We start from the raw sequence: 19,655 nt of genomic DNA on the forward strand, positions 1-19,655 counted from the left end.
GCGAGGCCCCGGATGGCGCGCTTATAGAGAGCGCGGGCGCGGTGTCAACGCGTATCACCCAGTGAATATCTCGCTATAACAGCATGTTACTTTTGGGGTTCTATTTTACCCCACCGTTTTCAGGTGTCCACTTCCATCGGCGGGCGGTCCAGCAGGCGGGCCAGTTTCTCCAGCGCGGCGGCAAAGCGCGAATCCTGCAATGTTCCGTTCAGCGCCAGCCGGACCGCGTTCGGCGCATGGCCATCGACCAGCGCGAACTCATCGGCGGCCTTCAGCAGGATGCCCTCCGCCTCGGCCGCGCGGCAGAATGACGAGGCGCGCCACCCGCGGGGCAGGCGCAGCCAACTGAACGGCGCGTCGTCGCGCAGGGTGATGTCGTGCATCCCGAGGATGTCCCGGGCCGTCTGCACGCGCGCGCTCTGGGCGGTCAGCACATCGCGGCGGATGGCGGTCGCCTCGCCCGAGCGGATCAGCGCCTCGACCAGATCGATCTGCGGGCGGGGCAGGCCGAAGAACTGCTGCTGTGCGGCCGACAGTGCTTCGTCCACCCGGCCCGGCGGCGCACCGATCAGGCCAAGGCGAAGCGCGGGTGAAATCGTCTTGGACAGCGATGTGACGAGCCACGTGCGCTCCGGGGCGAGATCGCGATAAGCCGGGCCGGAGGGCGGGCAGGAGAAGCAATCGTCGTCGACGATCTGCAGATTGTATCTCTCTGCGATGGACACAATCTGCTGGCGTCGCGTCGAGGATGTCCGCATCGCCGTGGGATTGTGTGCCTCCGACGAGGTGACGAGCATCTGTGCCCCGGTATGGGACGCCATGCGCTCCAGCGCATCGGGTCGCAGTCCCTCGCTGTCGAAGGGTACGCCGCGCAGTTCCGCCCGCACGAGACCCGCAGCATGGCGGAAGCCCGGATAGCACAATTCCTCCGTCAGGATCACCGGTCGCGGTCCCGAAAGCAGCGCGTGCCCCAGAAGGACCATCGCATGCTGCGCGCCGAGCGTCAGGACCATGTCCTCGCCGGCAACAGGGACCGCCCCGGTCTCGGCCATCCAGTCCGAGAGGATATTGCGCAGCGTCTCGTCGGATTGCCGCACGGGATAGGTCCCGTATCCTTCTGGATTTGCGCCCATATCCGCCATGATCGCGGCAATGCGCCCGGCCTGTCCCACGTCGATGACTTGGCTGGTGCGCAGGTTCACGGTCCCGGCACGCTCCGGTTCCGCCAACCCGCGCTCCGGCGGGCGCGGTGTGGCGACGAAGGTGCCGCGTCCGACGGCGGCCTCGAGCAGACCCGTCTCCGTCAGGTGGCGATAGACGCGCGCGACGGTGCCCGGCGTGACGCCGACCTTGAAGGCTAGATCGCGGACCGGGGGCAGGCGAGAACCCGGGGGCAGATGGCCGCCATCGACAGCCGCGCGAACGGCGGATTCAAGCACGAGATATTTCGGGCGCGAATCGGCGCCGAAATCGACCTCAATGACATTCGCATTCGTGATTGTACTCATGACAATGTTTCTCTGGTCTCCGGCGGTGCCCGATTGTATCTATGTGAAATACCCTAGTGGCTTAATTGTATCAACACAAGTCGGCACAAAGGCTTCTCGCCGAAAGGACATCCCATGGCGTCTCTCGCGCTCAACAATTCCGCTCTGAACCTGCACGTTCCTCTCACCGCTTCGCCCGCAGCGCGGATGCTGGTTGCCGCAGGTGAGACGCTGGCGGCTTGGGAGACCCGTGCCCGCACCCGTGCCGCACTCCGTCAGATCGACCCGGCGCGGCTTCCTGATCTGGGGCTCACGACGGCCGAGGCGCTGCGCGAGGCGGCCAAGCCGTTTTGGCGCGCCTGAGCGGCGACCCGAACCTCTCCCCCCTCGGCCGGGTCGCGCATGGCGCACCCGGCCACTTTTTTGCGGCAACCTTGGCGAGCCGCAGGCGTTTCTGTTGAGAAATCGAACGGAGATCCGCCATGAACCGCCTCGCTCTCGCTTTGACCTTTCTCGCAGCGCCCGCCTTTGCGCAGGACATGACGACCGACTTGCCTGATATGGCGGACGCGGCCGATGTGCCGAATCTCGATTGCGAACAGACCGGAGAGGACGTCTCCTGCACCTTCGACGCGCTAGCGCCGTACGATTTCTGTATGGCGGTGGATGCGGAGGGCGAGCCGCTCGCCAACGCGATGGGCTCCACTGACGCCGGCGTCGTGCTGTTCCAGGGCATCGACGCCCAGCAGATCGCAAGCCTGCGCTGCCGCGATATCTGACGCTAGGTTGCGGGAATGGAGTAGGTCAGCGAGGCGCGCGCGACCGGCGCCTCGACCCCGTCCGACCGGATCAGGCAATCGCCCACGGCCAACACGCGCCCCAGCTTCAGCAGGCGTACGTCGCAGATCAGGTCCGTGGCCGCCGCGGGCTTTCGCATGAAGTCGATGGAGCAGTTCGTCGTGACCGCCAGCGCCACCGGCCCTATTCGCGACAGGATGGCGAGGTAAACCGCAACATCGGCTAGTCCGAACATAGAGGGCCCCGACACCGTCCCTCCGGGACGCAGGTGGCGTTCATCCACCCGCAGCCGTATTGTCAGGCCGTCCTCGTCCGCCCGTTCCACAAGGAAATCGTCGCAGACCTGCGGGAAATCACGGGCAAGAAACGCGGTCAGCGCCCCGGCATCCATCTTGAGCATAGCATTCTCTCCTTCGAGGCTTCCTTATGATCGGGACGGCGAGGATTTCAAATGCCCGACATCCTGCTGCGGAATGCGTGGCGGCAGCGTGACGCTGACCCTGACCGGCTCAACACGCTGCCGGACGCCGTGCTGGCCGTCTTGTTGCAGCCGCCCAACGGTGTCGCCCGCGCTGTTATATTGTGCGCGTCGGGGTGGGCCTTTTGTGCCGGGTGAAATCTGCGCGAGATTCAGGCGATGCGTCAGGGAGACAATGGCGGCCGGGCACATCTCTCGGACCTGTTCGACTGGTCGGGCCGTGAAGGCGCGGAGTCTTCGTCTCCCGCAGCCCGTCATCGCCGAAGTGCATGGGCTCGCCGCTGGCAGATCGTCCTGACCAGCGACAAGGCGGTGACCTTCACGGACGCGAGGAAATGGAGTCGAATCTGCGCTCTTCTGCTTCACGCCGATGGCGACCTTGAGCCGAGGAGTTTCGCGAAAGCCGGCGGTGGAGGGGCTGACGACCGGCGGCTTTCTCGAGGCGGAGCCCGCCGCGGAGATCGGCTTGATCAACCGAGCCGTGGCGCCCGACGTGCTGGCGGCGGAAGTGGGGATGCTGATGGATATCGTCGCCGGCAAGTTTGCCGTGGCGATCCGTATGGGCAAGAGCGTCTTCAATTCGCGGACGGAATGCCCGAGGCTGAGGCATTAGCTTCACCACAAACGCGATGGTCGAGGATCTCTCTGAACTGGAAGCGGCAGAGGGGATACAGGCCTTACCGGAAAAGCGTCCGCCCCGCTGGACATGAGTGATCGGCGCACCTTAGAGGCGTACCGAAAGCAGGGACATTCATGCGAATACTGATTACCAACGACGACGGCATCTCCGCCCCCGGCCTGGAGATCCTCGAAGCCATCGCTCACGACGTTGCCGGCCAGCGGGGCGAGGTTTGGGTCGTTGCGCCCGCCTTCGAGCAGTCGGGTGTGGGTCATTGCATCAACTACGTGAAGCCTTCGATGTTGCAGCGCCTCGATGAGCGGCGTTTCGCGCTTGAGGGATCCCCCGCCGATTGCGTGCTCGCGGGTCTCGGTCATCTGGTCCGCGGGCCGGTGGACCTCGTTCTGTCCGGGGTGAACCGTGGCAACAATGCCGGCGAGAACACCGTCTATTCCGGCACGATCGGCGGCGCGATGGAGGGGGCTCTGCAGGGGGTGCCTGCGATTGCGCTGAGCCAGTTCTACGGGCCGGGCAATATCGAGCTTCCCAATCCGTTCGAGGCCGCCTCCGGGCACGGGGCGGAGGTCGTGCGCCGGCTTCTCGAGGTGGCGCCGTGGGGCGGCGAGACCTATAAGCTGTTTTACAACGTCAACTTTCCGCCGGTCACGTCGGCCAAGGTCAAGGGGATCGCGGCCGTGGCCCAAGGCTACCGCGGCGATGCACGGATGGGCGTGGCGCCCAACAAGTCGCCCGCAGGCCGCGAATATCTGTGGATCCAGGCCAGCGCGCAGGGTCAGATGACCCAGCCGGGCACCGACGTGAAGGCCAATCTCGAGGGCTGGGTGTCGGTGACGCCCATGCGCTGCGATCTGACGGACCGGGATGTGCTGGCGGAACTGTCCGGCGCGCTCGATCCCTACGAGGGGTGACGTTATGACGCCGGAGGACACGATGCGCCTGCTCGTCGCGCTCCGGTCGCGGGGCGTGACCGACACGCGCGTCCTGGAGGCGATGGAGCAGGTGGATCGTGCGCTTTTCGTCTCGGACACCTTCGCCGATCAGGCCTTCGAGGATGTGCCCCTGCCGATCCAGTCGGGCCAGACGATCAGCCAGCCCTCCGTCGTCGGGCTGATGACCCAGGCCCTTGGGGTGCAGCCGCGTGACAAGGTTCTCGAAGTCGGTACGGGCACGGGGTATCAAGCCGCGATCCTCGCCCATCTCGCCCGCCGCGTCTACACGGTGGAGCGGCACAGGACGCTCGCGCGCATTGCGCGGGAGAACCATGCGGTGCTCGGGCTGACGAACATCACCCAGATTTCGGGCGACGGCAGCCGAGGTCTCCCCGAGCAGGCACCCTTCGACCGCATCCTCGTGACGGCGGCGGCAGAGGATCCGCCCGGTCCGCTGTTGGCACAACTGCGCGAAGGAGGTAGCATGGTCGTGCCCGTCGGCGTCTCGGACCATGTTCAGACGCTTGTGAAGGTCACGCGGGGGCCTGACGGATACGATTACGAGGAACTTCTTCCGGTGCGCTTCGTGCCGCTGGTCGAAGGCGTGGAGCCGGGCTGAAGACCCGACCCGCGGCAAGATAGGGCAGAACCCGGCACGCCGGGGCAGACATTGGGGAACAGGCATGTCCGACAGAGCAGGGCGGCCCGGCGCGACCGGCCCCTTCCGTATTGCGCCTTTGAGCGTGATCCTTCTTTCCACGGCGCTTGCGGGATGTTCCGAGTTCCGTTCCGGCAATCTCGATTTCGACCTGCGGGACGGCAACGGCACGCTCAACACCTCCGGTGCGGCGCAGTTGGCGGCGACGCAGAGGCCGAAGCCCGACGCCAGTGGCCTCATCACCTATCCGAATTATCAGGTCGTCGTGGCGCGGTCCGGCGACACCGTGGCCGATGTTGCCGACCGTATTGGAATTTCCGCGTCGGAACTCGCCCGGTTCAACGGCCTGTCAGTGGATGACCGGCTCAACGCCAATGCCGTTCTGGCCCTGCCGCGCCGGGTGGCGCCTGCGGGCGGCGCCGCGCGTCCGGACATAACCTCCATTGCGGGGCAGGCGATCGACCGGGCTTCGGGGCCGGGTCAGGCGGCACCGGTTCCGGTGGCCGTCCAGACCGGTGAGGAGCCGGTTCGCCACCGCGTGGCCCGGGGCGAGACGGCGTTCTCCATCGCACGCCTCTATGGTGTCAGCCCCACGAGCCTCGCGGAATGGAACGGTCTCGGGCCCGACCTCTCCGTGCGCGAGGGGCAATACCTCCTGATCCCGCTGGTCATCGGCCAAGACGGTGCGAGTGGGCTTTCCGTGCCCGATCCGGGTGCCGGATCCGCCACGCCGGTTCCGCCCTCCGCGGCCTCCGCTCTGCCCGACACGGTGGAGCAGGCGACCCTGCCGGCCAGTCCCGATCTCGACAAGTTCCGGACCGAGGCCAGCGCCGCGCCGGAGCCTGCGCCAGCGCCGCAACCGGTGGCCTCGGGCGGAAGCACGCTGCGCCGCCCGGTCGCGGGTCAGGTGCTGCGCCCCTTCTCCGGAAGCAACGAGGGCGTCGATTTCAGGGCCAGCGAGGGCGAGGCCGTGGCCGCTGCCGCCTCCGGCACGGTGGCCGCGATCACCCGCGACACCGACCAGGTGCCGATCCTCGTGCTGCGCCACGAGGGCGGGCTGCTGACGGTCTATGCCAACATCAAGGATATCACCGTTGAGAAGGGCGATCCCGTTTCCACGGGGCAGCGCATCGCATCCGTCGGCGGGGGCAGCCCGGCCTTCCTGCATTTCGAGGTGCGCCGCGGGTTCGACGCCGTGGACCCGGAGCCGCTTCTTCGCTGAAGGCAGGACGGGCGCGTGCGATGCGACGGATCGCGGCACCGCCCGGCGAATCTTTGCACGACCGCTTTCATGTGGCGGTTGCAATGCGTAAGTAACAAACGGATCAGGATGGGCGCCCGGACCGCGCCCCGCAGGGAGATCGCAATGCTTAACAATATCGGCCTTCCGGGCCTTCTCCTCATCGCAGTCGTCGTGCTGGTGCTGTTCGGCCGCGGCAAGATTTCCTCGCTGATGGGCGAGGTCGGCAAAGGCATCACCGCCTTCAAGAAGGGCGTGAGCGACGGGTCGAAGGACGATGACGAAGCCATCGCCGACGGCACGGCCGCGCGCAATGTCACGCCCGAGGCCGACAAGGAAAAGGTCTGAGGCAGACCCTGAAAGGCTGAGGCCATGCTGGACATCGGCTGGAGCGAGCTGCTCGTCATCGGCGTCGTCGCGCTTATTGTCGTCGGGCCCAAGGATTTGCCCAAGATGTTTCGCACGCTGGGTGAATTCACGGGCAAGGCGCGCCGTATGGCGCGCGAATTCCAGAACGCGATGAACGACGCCGCCGACGAAAGCGGGGTCGGTGACGTTGCCAAGGATCTCCGCAAGATGGCGAACCCCAAGAAGTTCGGGATGGATGCGCTGAACGACGCGACCGGTGATCTGAAATCATGGACGCCGGATAGCGAGGCGGCCAAGAGGGCGCCGGCGACCAAGCCCGGACCGTACAAGGCGCCCGACGCGTCCGATCTCGACGCCGCCGAGTTGGCGGAGGAGCCCGCGCTCCGGCCCGATCCCGCTGCGCCCAAGCCAGCAGATCCGAAGCCCGCGCCGACGACATCGCCCGAGCCTTCCGATGGTGCGCATATGGCGGACGCCAAGCCAAAGGCATCCGACGCATGAGCCGCATTGAGGATGAACTGGAGGATAGTGCCGCTCCGCTGATCGAGCATCTGGCGGAGTTGCGGACGCGCCTCATCAAAGCGGTCGCGGCCTTTGTCGTCGCGATGATCGTATGTTTCACGGTGGCGGAGCCACTTCTCGACTTCCTCGCCGATCCCATTGCGGATGTCCTGCGATCCCGGGGGCAGCCTGCGCAGCTGATCTTCACCGCACCGCAGGAGAAGTTTTTCGTCCTCATCCGGATTTCCGTGATCGGGGGCTTCGCTTTGTCTTTCCCGGTTATTGCGCACCAACTCTGGCGCTTCGTCGCGCCCGGTCTCTACCGGACCGAGAAGAACGCGTTCCTGCCCTTTATCTTCGCCTCGCCGCTGCTGTTCGCGCTGGGCGCGGCATTCGCGCATTATGTCGTCACCCCGCTGGCGATGAACTTCTTCATCGGCTTTTCCGACGCGATCCCGGCGCTGGTGAACTACGTTACCGGCACGCAGCCGATCGGCGTGATCGAGGACGAGAAGCTTCGAACGATCTTCCTCGGCTCGGTCCGGGAATCGCTGGACCTGTCGCTCAAGTTCATCTTCGCCTTCGGTCTGTGCTTTCAGCTGCCGGTCCTGCTGACCCTCATGGGGATGGCCGGTCTCGTCAGCGCCGAAGGTCTGGGCAACATGCGAAAGTACGCGGTGGTGGCCATTCTGGTTCTCGCCGCACTGGTAACGCCGCCGGACGTGATCACGCAGCTGATCCTGTTCGTGGTCGTCTACGGTCTTTACGAGGTTTCGATCCAGCTCGTCCGGCTGGTGGAGGCGCGGCGGACCAAGCGGCTGCGTGAGGAAGGTGTTCTCGACGAAGACGAGGCGCTGTGAGCGAGATGAGCGGCGATGCCCTCGCCCGGATTGCCACTGCGTTGGAGCGGCTGGCGCCGGGCCCCGCCAGCGCGCCGGATTGGTCGGCATCGGCCTATCTGTGGGACACCGCGCCGGATCGGCTGATCCCGGTGGAGCGGGTGAACCGAGTTCCGCTCGACCTCCTCGTAGGGATCGACCGGACGCGCGATACGCTGCTTGCCAACACGCGTCGGTTTGCCGAGGGGTTTCCCGCCAACAATGCGTTGTTGTGGGGTGCACGGGGGATGGGAAAGTCGAGCCTCGTCAAGGCCGTGCATGGTGAGCTACAGGAAACGGGCCTCAAGCTCATCGAGTTGCAGCGCGAGGAGATCGAGAGCGTCGGCCGGCTGCTGACGCTGCTGCGGGCTGCGCCGCACCGCTTCGTTCTATATTGCGACGATCTGAGCTTCGGGCACGACGATGCGGCCTACAAGTCGCTCAAGGCGGTGCTCGACGGCGGCATCGAGGGGCGCCCGAACAACGTCGTGTTCTACGCGACCTCGAACCGCCGCCACCTGATGCCCCGCGACATGATCGAGAACGAGCGGTCCACCGCGATCGCTCCGGGGGAGGCGGTCGAGGAAAAGGTGTCGCTGTCCGACCGCTTCGGCCTCTGGCTCGGCTTTCATCCTTGCGGTCAGGCGGCCTATCTCGAGATGATCCGGGGCTATTGCGAGGCCTACGGCGTCGAGATCGACGACGCCACGCTGCGCGCCGAAGCGGTTGAATGGCAGGCGACGCGCGGCGCGCGTTCCGGTCGGGTTGCCTGGCAATTCTTCACGGATCTCGCCGGCCGACGGGGTGTCACCCTCGCGTGAATAGACTGTTTCGCCCGCACAGGGCGCATTATCGGCCTTTTCACGGCGGGGACCGCTGATAGGGTAGCGTAGGAAGGTCCGTTCACAGGACCACCAACAGGGAGAATTGTCATGAAGAAGTTTCTGCTCGCCTCCGCCGCGACATTTGCCGCGACCGCCGCCTTCGCGCAGGACGATCCGGTCAAGCTTGGCGTCGTCCTCGGCTTCACCGGCCCGCTCGAGTCGCTCGCGCCCACGATGGCCGCCGGCGCCGAATTGGCCATGAGCGAGGTTTCGGAGTCCGGAGCTCTTCTCGACGGAACGTCCGTCGACTCCGTCGAGGCCGACTCGACCTGCATCGACGCTGCCGCCGCGACCGCAGCGACCGAGCGCCTGATCACCGGCGACGGTGTCGTCGGCATCGTCGGTGCGGATTGCTCGGGCGTGACCGGCGCCATGTTGTCGAACGTCGCCGTGCCGAACGGCATCGTGATGATCTCGCCTTCCGCGACGTCGCCGGGGCTCACCGACGCCGAGGATAACGGTCTGTTCTTCCGCACCGCGCCGTCGGACGCGCGCCAGGGTGAGATTGTGACCGACATCCTGATGGAGAACGGTGTCGAAGAGATCGCGCTGACCTACACCAACAACGATTACGGCAAGGGGCTCGCCGACGCGATTGAGGCCAACTTCAAGGATGCGGGCGGCACCGTGACCATCGCGGCCGCGCATGAGGACGGCAAGGCCGACTATTCCGCCGAAGTGGGCGCATTGTCGGCCGCGGGCGGCGAAGTGCTGGTCGTGGCGGGCTACGTCGATCAGGGCGGCTCCGGGATCGTGCGCGCGGCGCTCGACTCGGGCGCGTTCGACACGTTCTACTTCCCTGACGGCATGGTGTCTCAGGCGCTGGTCGACAACTTCGGCAGTGAAATCAACGGCTCCTACGGCGCGAACCCTGGCACCGACAGCCCCGGCGCCCAGATCTATCAGGACATGGCGACGGAGGCCGGCTTCGATGGCACGCAGCCCTTCTCGGCTGAGGCCTACGATGCGGCATCGCTGATCCTCCTGGCCATGCAGGCGGCGGGCTCGAGCGATCCGTCGGTCTACAAGGAATACGTGATGGACGTGGCCAACGCGCCGGGTGAGGAGATCCTGCCGGGCGAACTGGAGACGGGCCTCCAGATCATTGCCGATGGCGGCGATGTCGACTTTGTCGGCGCCTCCGCGGTGGAGCTGATCGGACCCGGCGAATCGGCGGGCAATTACCGCGAGATCACCATCACTGACGGTGAGCTCGAGGTCGTCGGCTACCGCTGACCCTACGGCACGATGAGGCGGACGGCCCCGGACATCCGGGGCCGTTCCAATAAGGGGCGGATACTGCTCCACCAGGGAGAAGACATGATCGAGGTCACCGACCTGCATCGCCATTTCGGCGGCTTCCGGGCCGTCGATGGCGCGACGCTTCGGATCAAGGAGCGTTCGATTACCGGACTGATCGGCCCGAATGGCGCCGGAAAGACGACCCTTTTCAATGTCATAGCGGGTGTTCTCAAACCGACGTCCGGGCACGTGGCGATGGCGGGCAAGGATATCACCGGCCTGCCGCCGCACGAATTGTTCCATCTCGGCCTGTTGCGCACGTTCCAGATCGCGCACGAATTCAAGTCGATGACCGTGCGCGAGAACCTGATGATGGTGCCGGGTGCGCAATCGGGCGAGACGCTCTGGAACGCGTGGTTCGGACGTGCCGCGATCCGTCGGGAGGAGGCGCGGCTGGCCGAGAAGGCCGATGAGGTGCTCGACTTCCTGACCATCTCGCATCTCGCGGACGAGCGGGCGGGCAACCTGTCCGGCGGTCAGAAGAAGCTGCTGGAGCTTGGCCGCACGATGATGGTCGATGCCCGGATCGTGTTCCTCGACGAGGTCGGGGCAGGGGTGAACCGGACGCTGCTCAACACGATCGGTGACGCGATCCTGCGCCTCAACGAGGAACGCGGCTACACGTTCGTCGTCATCGAACACGACATGGATTTCATCGGCCGCATCTGCGACCCGGTCATCTGCATGGCCGAGGGCAAGGTGCTGGCCGAGGGGTCGCTCGCGGAGATCAAGGCCAACGAGCAGGTGATCGAGGCCTACTTGGGCACCGGGCTCAAGAACAAGGATCAGCTTTCGGGGGCTCCGGCATGAGCGACGCCTATAGCGACAGTCGGGGCAATCACGACGCGTCCATCGTCAACCCGCGGGGCCGCGGCACGATGGTTCCCGGCAAGGCAACCGGCGAGCGGGTCGAAACGGCCAACGCCTTCCTTGTTGGCGACACGATGAGCGGCGGCTACGGCCAAGGGCCCGACATCCTGCACGCGTGCACCATAGCCGTCGATCCCGGCGAGATTGCCGTGATCGTCGGGCCCAACGGCGCGGGCAAGTCGACCGCGATGAAGGCGGTCTTCGGGATGCTGAACCTGCGCAAGGGATCTGTCCGGCTCGACGGGCAGGACATCACCGATCTGAGTCCGCAGGACCGCGTCGCGCAGGGCATGGGGTTCGTGCCGCAGACGTCGAACATCTTCACCTCCCTGACCGTGGAGGAAAACCTCGAGATGGGCGCCTTCATCCGCCGCGACGACATCCGCGGCACGATGGAGCAGATCTACGAGCTGTTTCCCATCTTGAAGGACAAGCGCCGCCAGCCTGCCGGAGAGCTTTCCGGCGGGCAGCGCCAGCAGGTTGCCGTCGGCCGGGCCCTGATGACGAAGCCGAAGGTGCTGATGCTGGATGAACCGACGGCAGGTGTGTCGCCCATCGTGATGGACGAACTCTTCGACCGCATCATCGAGGTCAGCCGCACCGGCATTCCCATCCTGATGGTCGAGCAGAACGCCCGTCAGGCGCTGGAAATCGCCGATCGCGGCTATGTTCTGGTGCAGGGGCGCAACGCGCATACCGGCACCGGCAAGGAACTTCTGGCGGACGAGGATGTCCGGCGGTCGTTCCTGGGGGGCTGACATGCTGCGCCCATTTTCGCTTCCCATTCCTTCCGGGCGTCCCGCCACTGCTCTGCCTGCCTTTTTGGTCTGCGCAGGGCGGGGCGTTGCCCGCGCCGCGGGCGGTCACGCTCCCTCGTCGCCCGCCAATACACGTCTCTCCTGCCGAGGACCGCGCCCCTGATGGAACCCTTGAACGCCCTCGTCGCATTGACGAACTTCGTGATCATTCCCGCAACCGCCTATGGTTCGCAGCTTGCGCTCGGCGCGCTGGGCGTGACACTGATCTACGGGATCCTCCGGTTCTCGAACTTCGCACATGGCGACACGATGGCCCTTGGGACCACGGCGGTGATCCTGACGACTTGGGGCCTTCAGAGCGCTGGGATCAACTTCGGTCCGCTGCCGACCGCGCTTCTGGCGCTGCCAGTCGGCATCGCGGTCTGTGCGCTGCTCCTGCTCGGCACGGACCGCCTCGTCTATCGGTTCTATCGGGCGAAGAAGGCGGTTCCCGTCATCTTCGTCATCGCCTCGCTCGGCGTGATGTTCGTGTATAACGGCCTGACCCGGTTCATCATCGGTCCCGAAGATCAGCGTTTTGCCGACGGAGAGCGGTTCCTGGTTTCCGCCCGTGGCTTCCGTGAGGCGACCGGTCTCGACGAGGCGCTGGTGATCCGGACGACGCAGGCCATCACCGTCGTCGTCGCGGTGATCGTGGTCGCGATCCTGTTCTGGTTCCTCAACCGCACGCGCACCGGCAAGTCGATGCGCGCCTATTCCGATAATGAAGACCTCGCGCTCCTCTCCGGGATCAATCCCGAGAAGGTCGTGGCATATACTTGGCTGATCGTCGCCGCGCTCGCGACCATCGCGGGGACGCTCTACGGGCTCGACAAATCCTTCCGGCCATTCACCTATTTCCAGCTCCTGCTGCCGATCTTCGCGGCGGCCATCGTCGGCGGGCTGGGCAGTCCGCTGGGCGCCATTGCCGGCGGCTTCGTAATCGCCTTCGCAGAGGTGACGATTACGTATCCTCTCAAGGCTGTCCTCGGCTATGCCCTGCCCGACGGGTGGGAGCCCGACGGCCTCGTGCAGCTCCTGTCCACCGACTACAAATTCGCGGTCAGCTTCGTGATCCTGCTGATCGTCCTTCTATTCCGGCCGACTGGCCTGTTCGCGGGGAAATCCGTATGACCCTTCGTGCGACGCTGCTCTTCACGTTCGTGCTGCTGCTCTTCGTCGGCACCGGCTTTTACCAATCGTGGAACGTGGCCCTGACGATCTTCAACATGGGCCTGATCTCGGCGATCATGGCCCTCGGCGTGAACATGCAATGGGGATATGCCGGGCTGTTCAATGTCGGCGTCATGGGGTTTGTCGCTCTCGGCGGCCTCGGCGCCGTGCTCGTCTCGATGCCGCCGAATGCTGAGGCAATCACCGCGGGCGGTCTGCGGGTGCTGGCGGGGCTGTCGCTCGGCGCGGCAACGGTGATCGCGGCGATTTTCGCTTACCGCAAGGGCGGGCGTTTTGCCGGATGGCTGACGGCGGGGATCCTTCTGGCAGGCTTTTTCCTCTTCCGGGCAGTCCTCGATCCCGGCGTCGACGCGATCGAGGCCGTCAACCCGGCCCGTGCGGGCAATATCGGCGGGCTCGGCCTGCCGGTGCTCCTGTCGTGGCCTGTCGGCGGGTTGCTTGCGGCGGGGGCGGCGTGGATCATCGGCAAGGTGGCGCTCGGGCTGCGCTCCGACTACCTCGCCATCGCCACGCTGGGCATCGCGGAAATCGTGATTGCCATGATGAAGAACGAGGACTGGCTGGCCCGCGGCGTCAAGAACGTGATCGGCGTGCCCCGGCCGGTGCCGTATGAGGTGGACCTTCAGGCGTCCGAGTCTTTCGTGGAAAGCGTCACCGGGTTCGGCGTCGATCCCGTCACGGCGTCGACCATCGCGGTCAAGCTGGCCTATACGGGGCTCTTCGCGGTCGTTCTCCTCGTTCTGGTGTGGCTCGCGCAGACCGCGCTCGCCTCGCCTTGGGGGCGGATGATGCGCGCGATCCGCGATAACGAGGTCGCGGCCGAGGCCATGGGCAAGGACGTGACCGCACGACATCTGCAGATCTTCATCCTCGGCTCGGCCGTCTGCGGACTGGCCGGTGCGATGATGACGACGCTCGACGGACAGTTGACGCCCGGCACCTATCAGCCGCTGCGCTACACCTTCCTGATCTGGGTGATGGTCATCGTCGGCGGGCAGGGCAACAATCTCGGCGCCGTCCTCGGCGGATTTCTGGTGTGGTGGCTCTGGGTACAGGTGGAGCCGATGGGCGCGCTGCTCATGAACGGCATCACCGCCGGCATGGCCGACGGCTCGTGGCTCAAAGGGCATTTGCTGGAATCGGTGGCCCATATGCGTCTGCTGACAATGGGACTGATCTTGCTTCTCGTGCTGCGCTTCTCGCCGCGCGGCCTCCTGCCGGAGCGGTAAGGGCAGCGGCTACTCCGCCGCTGTCCGCTCGGCCTGCGCCTCGGCCTCGATGGCCTCGGCGCGCTTCTCGACCTGCACGACGATGTGGTCGATCATCTGGTCGTTGGTCATCTTGTGGCTCTGCTTGCCCGCAAGATAGACCATGCCCGATCCGTTTCCGCCGCCGGTAAAGCCCACGTCGGTCATCAGCGCCTCGCCCGGCCCGTTCACGACGCAGCCGATGATCGAAAGGCTCATCGGTGTCTTGATGTGTTCGAGCCGCTTCTCAAGGGTCTCGACCGTGCGAATGACGTCGAAGCCCTGCCGTGCGCATGACGGGCAGGAGATGATGTTCACGCCACGATGGCGCAGCCCGAGAGATTTCAGGATCTCGTAGCCGACACGCACCTCCTCGACCGGATCGGCCGAAAGGGAGACGCGGACGGTGTCCCCGATCCCCATCCAGAGCAGGTTCCCCAGCCCAATCGCCGACTTGATCGTGCCCGACATGAGGCCACCCGCCTCCGTGATGCCGAGATGGATCGGGGCGTCCGTCTGCTCCGCCAAACCCTGATAGGCGGCGGCGGCCATGAAGACGTCGGACGCCTTGCAGGAAATCTTGAACTCGTGGAAATCGTTATCCTGAAGGATTCGGATGTGGTCGAGCCCGCTTTCGATCATCGCGTCGGGGCAGGGTTCGCCGTACTTTTCGAGCAGGTGCCTCTCCAGCGAGCCCGCATTGACGCCGATTCGAATCGAACAGCCGTGGTCGCGGGCGGCGGAAATCACCTCGCGGACACGCTTGGCATCACCGATATTGCCCGGATTGATGCGCAGGCATGCCGCGCCGGCCTCGGCGGCCTCGATCCCCCGGCGGTAGTGGAAATGGATGTCCGCCACGATCGGCACCGGGCTTTCGGCGACGATCTCACGCAAAGCCTTCGAGGATGCCTCATCGGGAACGGAGACGCGCACGATGTCCGCACCGGCATCGGCGGCGGCCTGAATTTGGGCGATGGTGGCCGCGACGTCGGTCGTCAGCGTGTTCGTCATCGTCTGGACGGATATCGGAGCGTCGCCGCCGACGGCGACGTTCCCGACCATGATCTTGCGCGATTTCCGGCGGTCGATCTGACGCCAGGGACGGATGGAATGGAGCGACATGGAACGCGACCTCCCGAAAGGTTCGCGTCACACGTAATCCCGCAGGCAGTGGCGCGCAACAGGCGCCCCCGTCGCGTCAGTCCGCCGGCGTGATCCCACCCGGAGCCTCCAAGGCGGTCAATTCGGCCACGACGCGGGCCAGTTCCTTATCGGCCTCCAGGTCGGCCACCGTGAAATTGTCGCGCACCGCATCGGCGGCCATCGCAACATTCGAGACGACCTGCGCCCCGGGGGCGACGGGGCCGTAGGTCTGTCCAGCCACGTTCATGTATAATGCGCCGGAATTCCCGGTGCGCAACGAGGCGGGCACCTCAGCGGCCGGAACCTCATAGGTCTCGCCGGGCTTGAGAATTTTCTCGAACAACGTGTCGCCGTCGGCGGAGCGCACGCGCACCCACGTCTCGCGCACGGCGACAAGCACCACGGCATCGGGCTCATCGGCCAGCACGCGCGGGGTGGCGGGCGGCGCTGTGTCATTCGCCGGTGTCGCGGCAGCGGGCGGGGTGGTCGTCTCGCCCAGTGCCTCGGCGAGGGCGAGATTTACCGAAGCGCCGATCGACGCGGCGATGGCATCGGGACCAGCCAACCCCGTGGGTTCGACAGAAGCCAGCGCACCGATCGCGCCGGGGGAGATGGTCGAAATCGGCGCGTCGCGGGCCGTGAGAATCGGCGCATCGAGCGCCTGCGGGCGATAGAGCCGTGCGAGTGCATCCTGAGACGGGGCGAGAATATCGGCTGATTCGGGCGCATCGACGTCGGGCTCGATCGTCGCGAGCGGATCAAGTTCCGCCGCCAGGATCGGAGCCTGCTCGACGGGAGCAACATTTACGCGTTGCACTTCCTGGACGATCGTCCAGCCGCCATAGCCCAGCCCCGCGACCAACAGCCCGAGAACGGCGAGCGAGCCGAGCGCGCCCGGCTCAAACCCGGCAAAGACGGGCTGCGCCCTCTTCGAGAATGGGCTGCCGGAGCCGAGGATCGGATCGGAAGCGGCGGGCGCGATTACGGACAACGCCGCCTTTCGCTTGGTGCCACCCTTGCCGCCGAGACCGGCCGAACCAACCTGACCGGCCGGCGCCTTGGCGAAAATTTCTTTGCGGCGAGAGGCCTCTGAATCCATTGGTTTGAGGGCTTGGAACCCTCCGAACCCGGACTCCTCGCAGAAGCGCGCGAAGACGATTTCCGGCTCCATGCCGAGGTATCGCGCATAACTGCGGACGTAGCCCGCGACGAAGCTCAAGCTGTCGAAGGCGGACAGATCGGCGTTCTCGATCGCGGCAATATAGCTGGCCTTGATGCGAAGTTCGCGCTGGACGTCCATAAGCGACTTACCAAGCGTCGCTCGCTCGCCCCGCATCTCGTCGCCGAGACGCAGCTCAAAACTATCGTAGCCCCGCGCGGGGGCTTCTGCGTTGGAGAAGAATTTCGACTTCCTGCCGAACATCCGCTGCCCCATGATCTGTGGACGCGCCTCGTTTATGGACGCGTTTCCGCCTCAGGATGCAGGCTTTCGACTTTGTCGGCCACCCACTATCCGCCGCTAGACTAGCATCATGTGGTAAACAATGCACGTCGAGTTTGCGGGATCGCAACCGGCATGAACCGGCCGGCGATCAGCCGACCGCCAACTGCCGGTTCAACGCGCAATGCGACCAAAGATTGTCCATCGCGCTGATCAGACCGTCGATCATTTTGGGCGTGTGCACGGGCGAAGGTGTGAAGCGCAGTCGCTCTGTCCCGCGCGGCACCGTCGGGAAGTTGATCGGCTGCACATACACTCCATGATCGGCCAGCAGCCGGTCGGAGATCATCTTGCACTTGACCGGATCGCCCACATGAACCGGGACGATGTGGCTGCCGTGATCGATGATCGGCAGGCCGAGGCCGCGTAGTCGCAGCTTCAGCACGGCCGCGCGTTCCTGATGCAGGTCGCGCAACGCCTGATCCCGCTTCAGGTGCGCGACCGACGCGGCGGCGCCGGCGGCGACCGCGGGCGGCAGGGAGGTCGTGAAGATAAACCCGGGCGCATAAGACCGCACCGCGTCGCACATCTTTGACGACGCCGCGATATAACCACCCATCACACCATAAGCTTTGCCCAGCGTGCCGTTCACGATGTCGATCCGACCGGTCAGCCGATCACGCTCCGACACACCGCCGCCGCGGGGGCCGTACATGCCGACCGCGTGAACCTCGTCGATATAGGTCAGGGCCCCAAATTCTTCGGCAAGATCGCAGATGCCGGCAATTGGACCAAAGTCTCCGTCCATCGAATATACCGACTCGAACGCGATCAGTTTGGGTGCGGCAGGATCGTCCGCTTCGAGAAGCTGCCGAAGATGGTCGAGGTCGTTGTGCCGGAAAATCCGCTTCGCGCCCCCGTTGCGGCGCACTCCCTCGATCATCGAGGCGTGGTTGAGGGCATCGGAATATATGATCAGCCCAGGAAACAGCTTGGGCAGCGTGCTCAGCGTCGCATCGTTGGCGATATAAGCCGAGGTAAAGACAAGCGCCGATTCCTTGCCATGCAGATCGGCAAGCTCTCCCTCGAGGCGCTTGTGGTGGACCGTCGTGCCGGAGATGTTGCGCGTGCCGCCCGATCCCGCACCGGTCGCGTCGAGCGCGTCGTGCATCGCCTCCAGAACGATGGGATGCTGACCCATCCCCAGATAATCGTTGCCGCACCAGACAGTTATCTCAGACTCGCTCCCGTCCGGGCGGGTCCAGGTCGCGTGCGGAAAATGCCCGCGCCTACGCTCGATGTCGATGAAGGTGCGATAGCGGCCTTCGTCGTGGAGCGCCTGAAGCGCCCGATCCAATCCTGCCGCATAATCCGTCATCGACCGTCTTTCGTACCGTTCCAGTCTCGTCACCTATGCACACCGCTCGGCACCGCACAGATAGCAATTTGTCGCGCAATATCCAGCACCGCCTTGATCCGGATCAAGGCCGAAACGCGACCTCGCCCAATCGCAATGCGGCCAACATCGAATTTGAACCCGCACGCCGAAAACATGCCGGGAACTTGCGGCCCGTGCGCCTTGTCCGCGGAGCGAAGCCGCTCACGCGACGTCCCGCACTCCGCGCCGAAACCGGAAAAGCGGCGCCCATCGGTGCCGAAGCTCTCGCGACTCGCAGCGTATCGCGTCATCGGGGCGGTCTCTCGGCAGCGGCGGTTCCAAGCTTGTTAGCCGATCCCGTCCACCCGCCGCAATGCGCGAGATCTGGACACCAAGCCGCCGCGCGCGCACCAAGACGCGGTCCCAGTCCGAAGGTTTAATTCCATGTCCGATCCCGTTCCCGCCATCCTCGACCGCATCGACGCCGACCAGTCGCAGGCCCTTGACCGCTTGATGGAGTTGCTGCGCATCCCTTCGATCTCGACCGACCCGGCGCATGCCGACGATTGCGAGATGGCGGCCGACTGGCTGGTTTCCGAACTCACAACTCTCGGTTTCGAGGCATCGAAGCGGCAGACGCCGGGGCACCCGATGGTCGTCGCGCATGGCGGGGTGGGCGCCCGGCATGTCCTCTTCTACGGCCACTACGACGTGCAGCCGATTGACCCGCGCGAGTTGTGGGACCGTGACCCCTTCGACCCGGCCATCGAGGAGACGCCGCACGGCAAGGTCATTCGCGCCCGCGGCGCATCCGACGACAAGGGCCAGTTGATGACCTTTCTCGAAGCCTGCCGGGCCTGGAAGGCCGAGACGGGAGGATTGCCGTGCCGCATCACGATCCTCTTCGAGGGGGAGGAGGAGTCTGGCTCACCCTCCCTCGTGCCGTTCCTCGAGCAGAACGCCGAGGAGCTACGCGCCGAAATCGCCCTGATCTGCGACACCGGGCTCTACGGTGACGGCGTGCCGGCAATCGTCACATCGTTGCGCGGCCTCGTCGGTGAGGAATTGACCATCACGGGCCCCGACCGCGATCTGCATTCCGGCGGCTATGGCGGTAGGTACTGTACCCTCAGGTCTGGAAATTCGCTTGAGACGCGGGGCGTGAGCTCGTGCTGGGGCGCCTCCAGCACAAGCTGCCCATTCTGGTATTCCATGGCCTTGCAACACAACCATGGAGAAGAACGAATGGACAGGCGGAAGGATACGGCGCTTGAGGCGGTCTTGGAACAGTTGATCGAGCACGGGCCCGGCGAGATCGCATCGGTGTTCGCGCGGGCTTTCGAGCTGGCGATGCAGATCGAACGGGAGCGGTTTCTCGGCGCGAGCCATTATGAGCGCACGCCCGAGCGTCACGGCTA

The 19,655-nt window shown here is 65.3% G+C and carries 22 protein-coding genes; 17 read left to right on the plus strand and 5 right to left on the minus strand.

What is annotated here, in order from left to right:
• Positions 1-119: 119 nt before the first annotated feature.
• Positions 120-1,508, minus strand: coding sequence for an aminotransferase-like domain-containing protein (locus JSE7799_RS15060; RefSeq protein WP_055664340.1), 1,389 nt, complete (start codon positions 1,506-1,508; stop codon positions 120-122).
• A 114-nt stretch (positions 1,509-1,622) separates the two neighbouring features.
• Between JSE7799_RS15060 and JSE7799_RS15065 the strand changes: the two genes are divergently transcribed.
• Together JSE7799_RS15065 and JSE7799_RS15070 are read left to right on the plus strand one after the other, a co-directional pair.
• Positions 1,623-1,850, plus strand: coding sequence for a DUF1127 domain-containing protein (locus JSE7799_RS15065; RefSeq protein ID WP_055664341.1), 228 nt, complete (start codon positions 1,623-1,625; stop codon positions 1,848-1,850).
• A gap of 119 nt (positions 1,851-1,969) precedes the next feature.
• Positions 1,970-2,266: a hypothetical protein gene (locus JSE7799_RS15070; protein ID WP_055664342.1), complete on the plus strand. Its 297-nt coding sequence runs from the start codon at positions 1,970-1,972 to the stop codon at positions 2,264-2,266.
• A gap of 2 nt (positions 2,267-2,268) precedes the next feature.
• Here JSE7799_RS15070 and JSE7799_RS15075 read toward each other — a convergent pair whose 3' ends face one another.
• Positions 2,269-2,685 (minus strand): PaaI family thioesterase, encoded by a 417-nt coding sequence (locus tag JSE7799_RS15075; RefSeq protein WP_055664343.1) that lies wholly within the window; start codon positions 2,683-2,685, stop codon positions 2,269-2,271.
• Positions 2,686-2,736: 51 nt separating this feature from the next.
• Here JSE7799_RS15075 and JSE7799_RS21155 point away from each other — a divergent pair, with 51 nt between their 5' ends.
• The 14 genes from JSE7799_RS21155 (at position 2,737) to JSE7799_RS15140 (ending at position 14,254) form a co-directional block, all read left to right on the plus strand.
• Positions 2,737-2,901 carry a hypothetical protein gene (locus JSE7799_RS21155; RefSeq protein WP_186201973.1) on the plus strand — a complete coding sequence of 55 codons (165 nt, stop codon included), beginning with the start codon at positions 2,737-2,739 and terminating at the stop codon, positions 2,899-2,901.
• A gap of 232 nt (positions 2,902-3,133) precedes the next feature.
• A complete protein-coding gene (locus JSE7799_RS15080) occupies positions 3,134-3,376 on the plus strand; it encodes a Clp protease/crotonase-like domain-containing protein (protein WP_055664344.1) in 243 nt (80 codons plus the stop codon).
• 140 nt (positions 3,377-3,516) lie between these two features.
• Complete coding sequence (gene surE / locus JSE7799_RS15085; protein ID WP_055664345.1) at positions 3,517-4,311, plus strand: 5'/3'-nucleotidase SurE; 795 nt, start codon at positions 3,517-3,519, stop codon at positions 4,309-4,311.
• Positions 4,312-4,315: 4 nt separating this feature from the next.
• Positions 4,316-4,951 (plus strand): protein-L-isoaspartate(D-aspartate) O-methyltransferase, encoded by a 636-nt coding sequence (locus JSE7799_RS15090; RefSeq protein WP_055664346.1) that lies wholly within the window; start codon positions 4,316-4,318, stop codon positions 4,949-4,951.
• 64 nt (positions 4,952-5,015) lie between these two features.
• Complete coding sequence (locus JSE7799_RS15095; RefSeq protein ID WP_055664347.1) at positions 5,016-6,212, plus strand: M23 family metallopeptidase; 1,197 nt, start codon at positions 5,016-5,018, stop codon at positions 6,210-6,212.
• 144 nt (positions 6,213-6,356) lie between these two features.
• On the plus strand, positions 6,357-6,578 hold the full coding sequence (locus JSE7799_RS15100) for a twin-arginine translocase TatA/TatE family subunit (RefSeq protein ID WP_055664360.1): 222 nt from the start codon (positions 6,357-6,359) through the stop codon (positions 6,576-6,578).
• A gap of 24 nt (positions 6,579-6,602) precedes the next feature.
• Complete coding sequence (gene tatB, locus JSE7799_RS15105; RefSeq protein WP_083480619.1) at positions 6,603-7,100, plus strand: Sec-independent protein translocase protein TatB; 498 nt, start codon at positions 6,603-6,605, stop codon at positions 7,098-7,100.
• Positions 7,097-7,960 carry a twin-arginine translocase subunit TatC gene (gene tatC, locus JSE7799_RS15110; RefSeq protein WP_055664348.1) on the plus strand — a complete coding sequence of 288 codons (864 nt, stop codon included), beginning with the start codon at positions 7,097-7,099 and terminating at the stop codon, positions 7,958-7,960. Before tatB ends, tatC begins: the two co-directional genes overlap by 4 nt.
• Before the next feature lie 5 nt (positions 7,961-7,965).
• Entirely contained in the window at positions 7,966-8,799 is an 834-nt protein-coding gene (locus tag JSE7799_RS15115) for an ATP-binding protein (RefSeq protein ID WP_055664361.1), read from the plus strand.
• Between the two features lie 111 nt (positions 8,800-8,910).
• Positions 8,911-10,098, plus strand: coding sequence for an ABC transporter substrate-binding protein (locus JSE7799_RS15120; RefSeq protein WP_055664349.1), 1,188 nt, complete (start codon positions 8,911-8,913; stop codon positions 10,096-10,098).
• An 84-nt stretch (positions 10,099-10,182) separates the two neighbouring features.
• Entirely contained in the window at positions 10,183-10,974 is a 792-nt protein-coding gene (locus JSE7799_RS15125) for an ABC transporter ATP-binding protein (RefSeq protein ID WP_055664350.1), read from the plus strand.
• The gene (locus tag JSE7799_RS15130; RefSeq protein WP_083480620.1) at positions 10,971-11,792 is read left to right on the plus strand and encodes an ABC transporter ATP-binding protein; all 822 of its coding nucleotides are present in this window, start codon (positions 10,971-10,973) and stop codon (positions 11,790-11,792) included. Before JSE7799_RS15125 ends, JSE7799_RS15130 begins: the two co-directional genes overlap by 4 nt.
• Positions 11,793-11,954: 162 nt before the next feature.
• On the plus strand, positions 11,955-12,965 hold the full coding sequence (locus JSE7799_RS15135) for a branched-chain amino acid ABC transporter permease (RefSeq protein ID WP_055664351.1): 1,011 nt from the start codon (positions 11,955-11,957) through the stop codon (positions 12,963-12,965).
• Positions 12,956-14,254, plus strand: coding sequence for a branched-chain amino acid ABC transporter permease (locus JSE7799_RS15140; RefSeq protein WP_144431745.1), 1,299 nt, complete (start codon positions 12,956-12,958; stop codon positions 14,252-14,254). The genes JSE7799_RS15135 and JSE7799_RS15140 overlap by 10 nt, the downstream gene beginning before the upstream one ends.
• A 9-nt stretch (positions 14,255-14,263) precedes the next feature.
• Here the strand turns inward: JSE7799_RS15140 and ispG are convergent, their stop codons facing one another.
• From ispG to hemA, 3 genes are all read right to left on the minus strand, one after another.
• Positions 14,264-15,397: a flavodoxin-dependent (E)-4-hydroxy-3-methylbut-2-enyl-diphosphate synthase gene (gene ispG / locus JSE7799_RS15145; RefSeq protein WP_055664353.1), complete on the minus strand. Its 1,134-nt coding sequence runs from the start codon at positions 15,395-15,397 to the stop codon at positions 14,264-14,266.
• Between the two features lie 76 nt (positions 15,398-15,473).
• On the minus strand, positions 15,474-16,853 hold the full coding sequence (locus JSE7799_RS15150; RefSeq protein WP_055664354.1) for a helix-turn-helix domain-containing protein: 1,380 nt from the start codon (positions 16,851-16,853) through the stop codon (positions 15,474-15,476).
• A gap of 157 nt (positions 16,854-17,010) precedes the next feature.
• Positions 17,011-18,237 carry a 5-aminolevulinate synthase gene (gene hemA, locus JSE7799_RS15155; RefSeq protein ID WP_055664355.1) on the minus strand — a complete coding sequence of 409 codons (1,227 nt, stop codon included), beginning with the start codon at positions 18,235-18,237 and terminating at the stop codon, positions 17,011-17,013.
• A 444-nt stretch (positions 18,238-18,681) separates the two neighbouring features.
• On the opposite strand from hemA, the gene JSE7799_RS15165 reads away from it, so the two are divergent.
• The coding region (locus JSE7799_RS15165) for a M20/M25/M40 family metallo-hydrolase (RefSeq protein ID WP_144431744.1) at positions 18,682-19,655 on the plus strand (974 nt) is incomplete at its 3' end.

The sequence above is a fragment of the Jannaschia seosinensis genome (genome assembly GCF_001408515.1).
GTDB classification, from domain to species: Bacteria; Pseudomonadota; Alphaproteobacteria; order Rhodobacterales; family Rhodobacteraceae; genus Jannaschia; species Jannaschia seosinensis.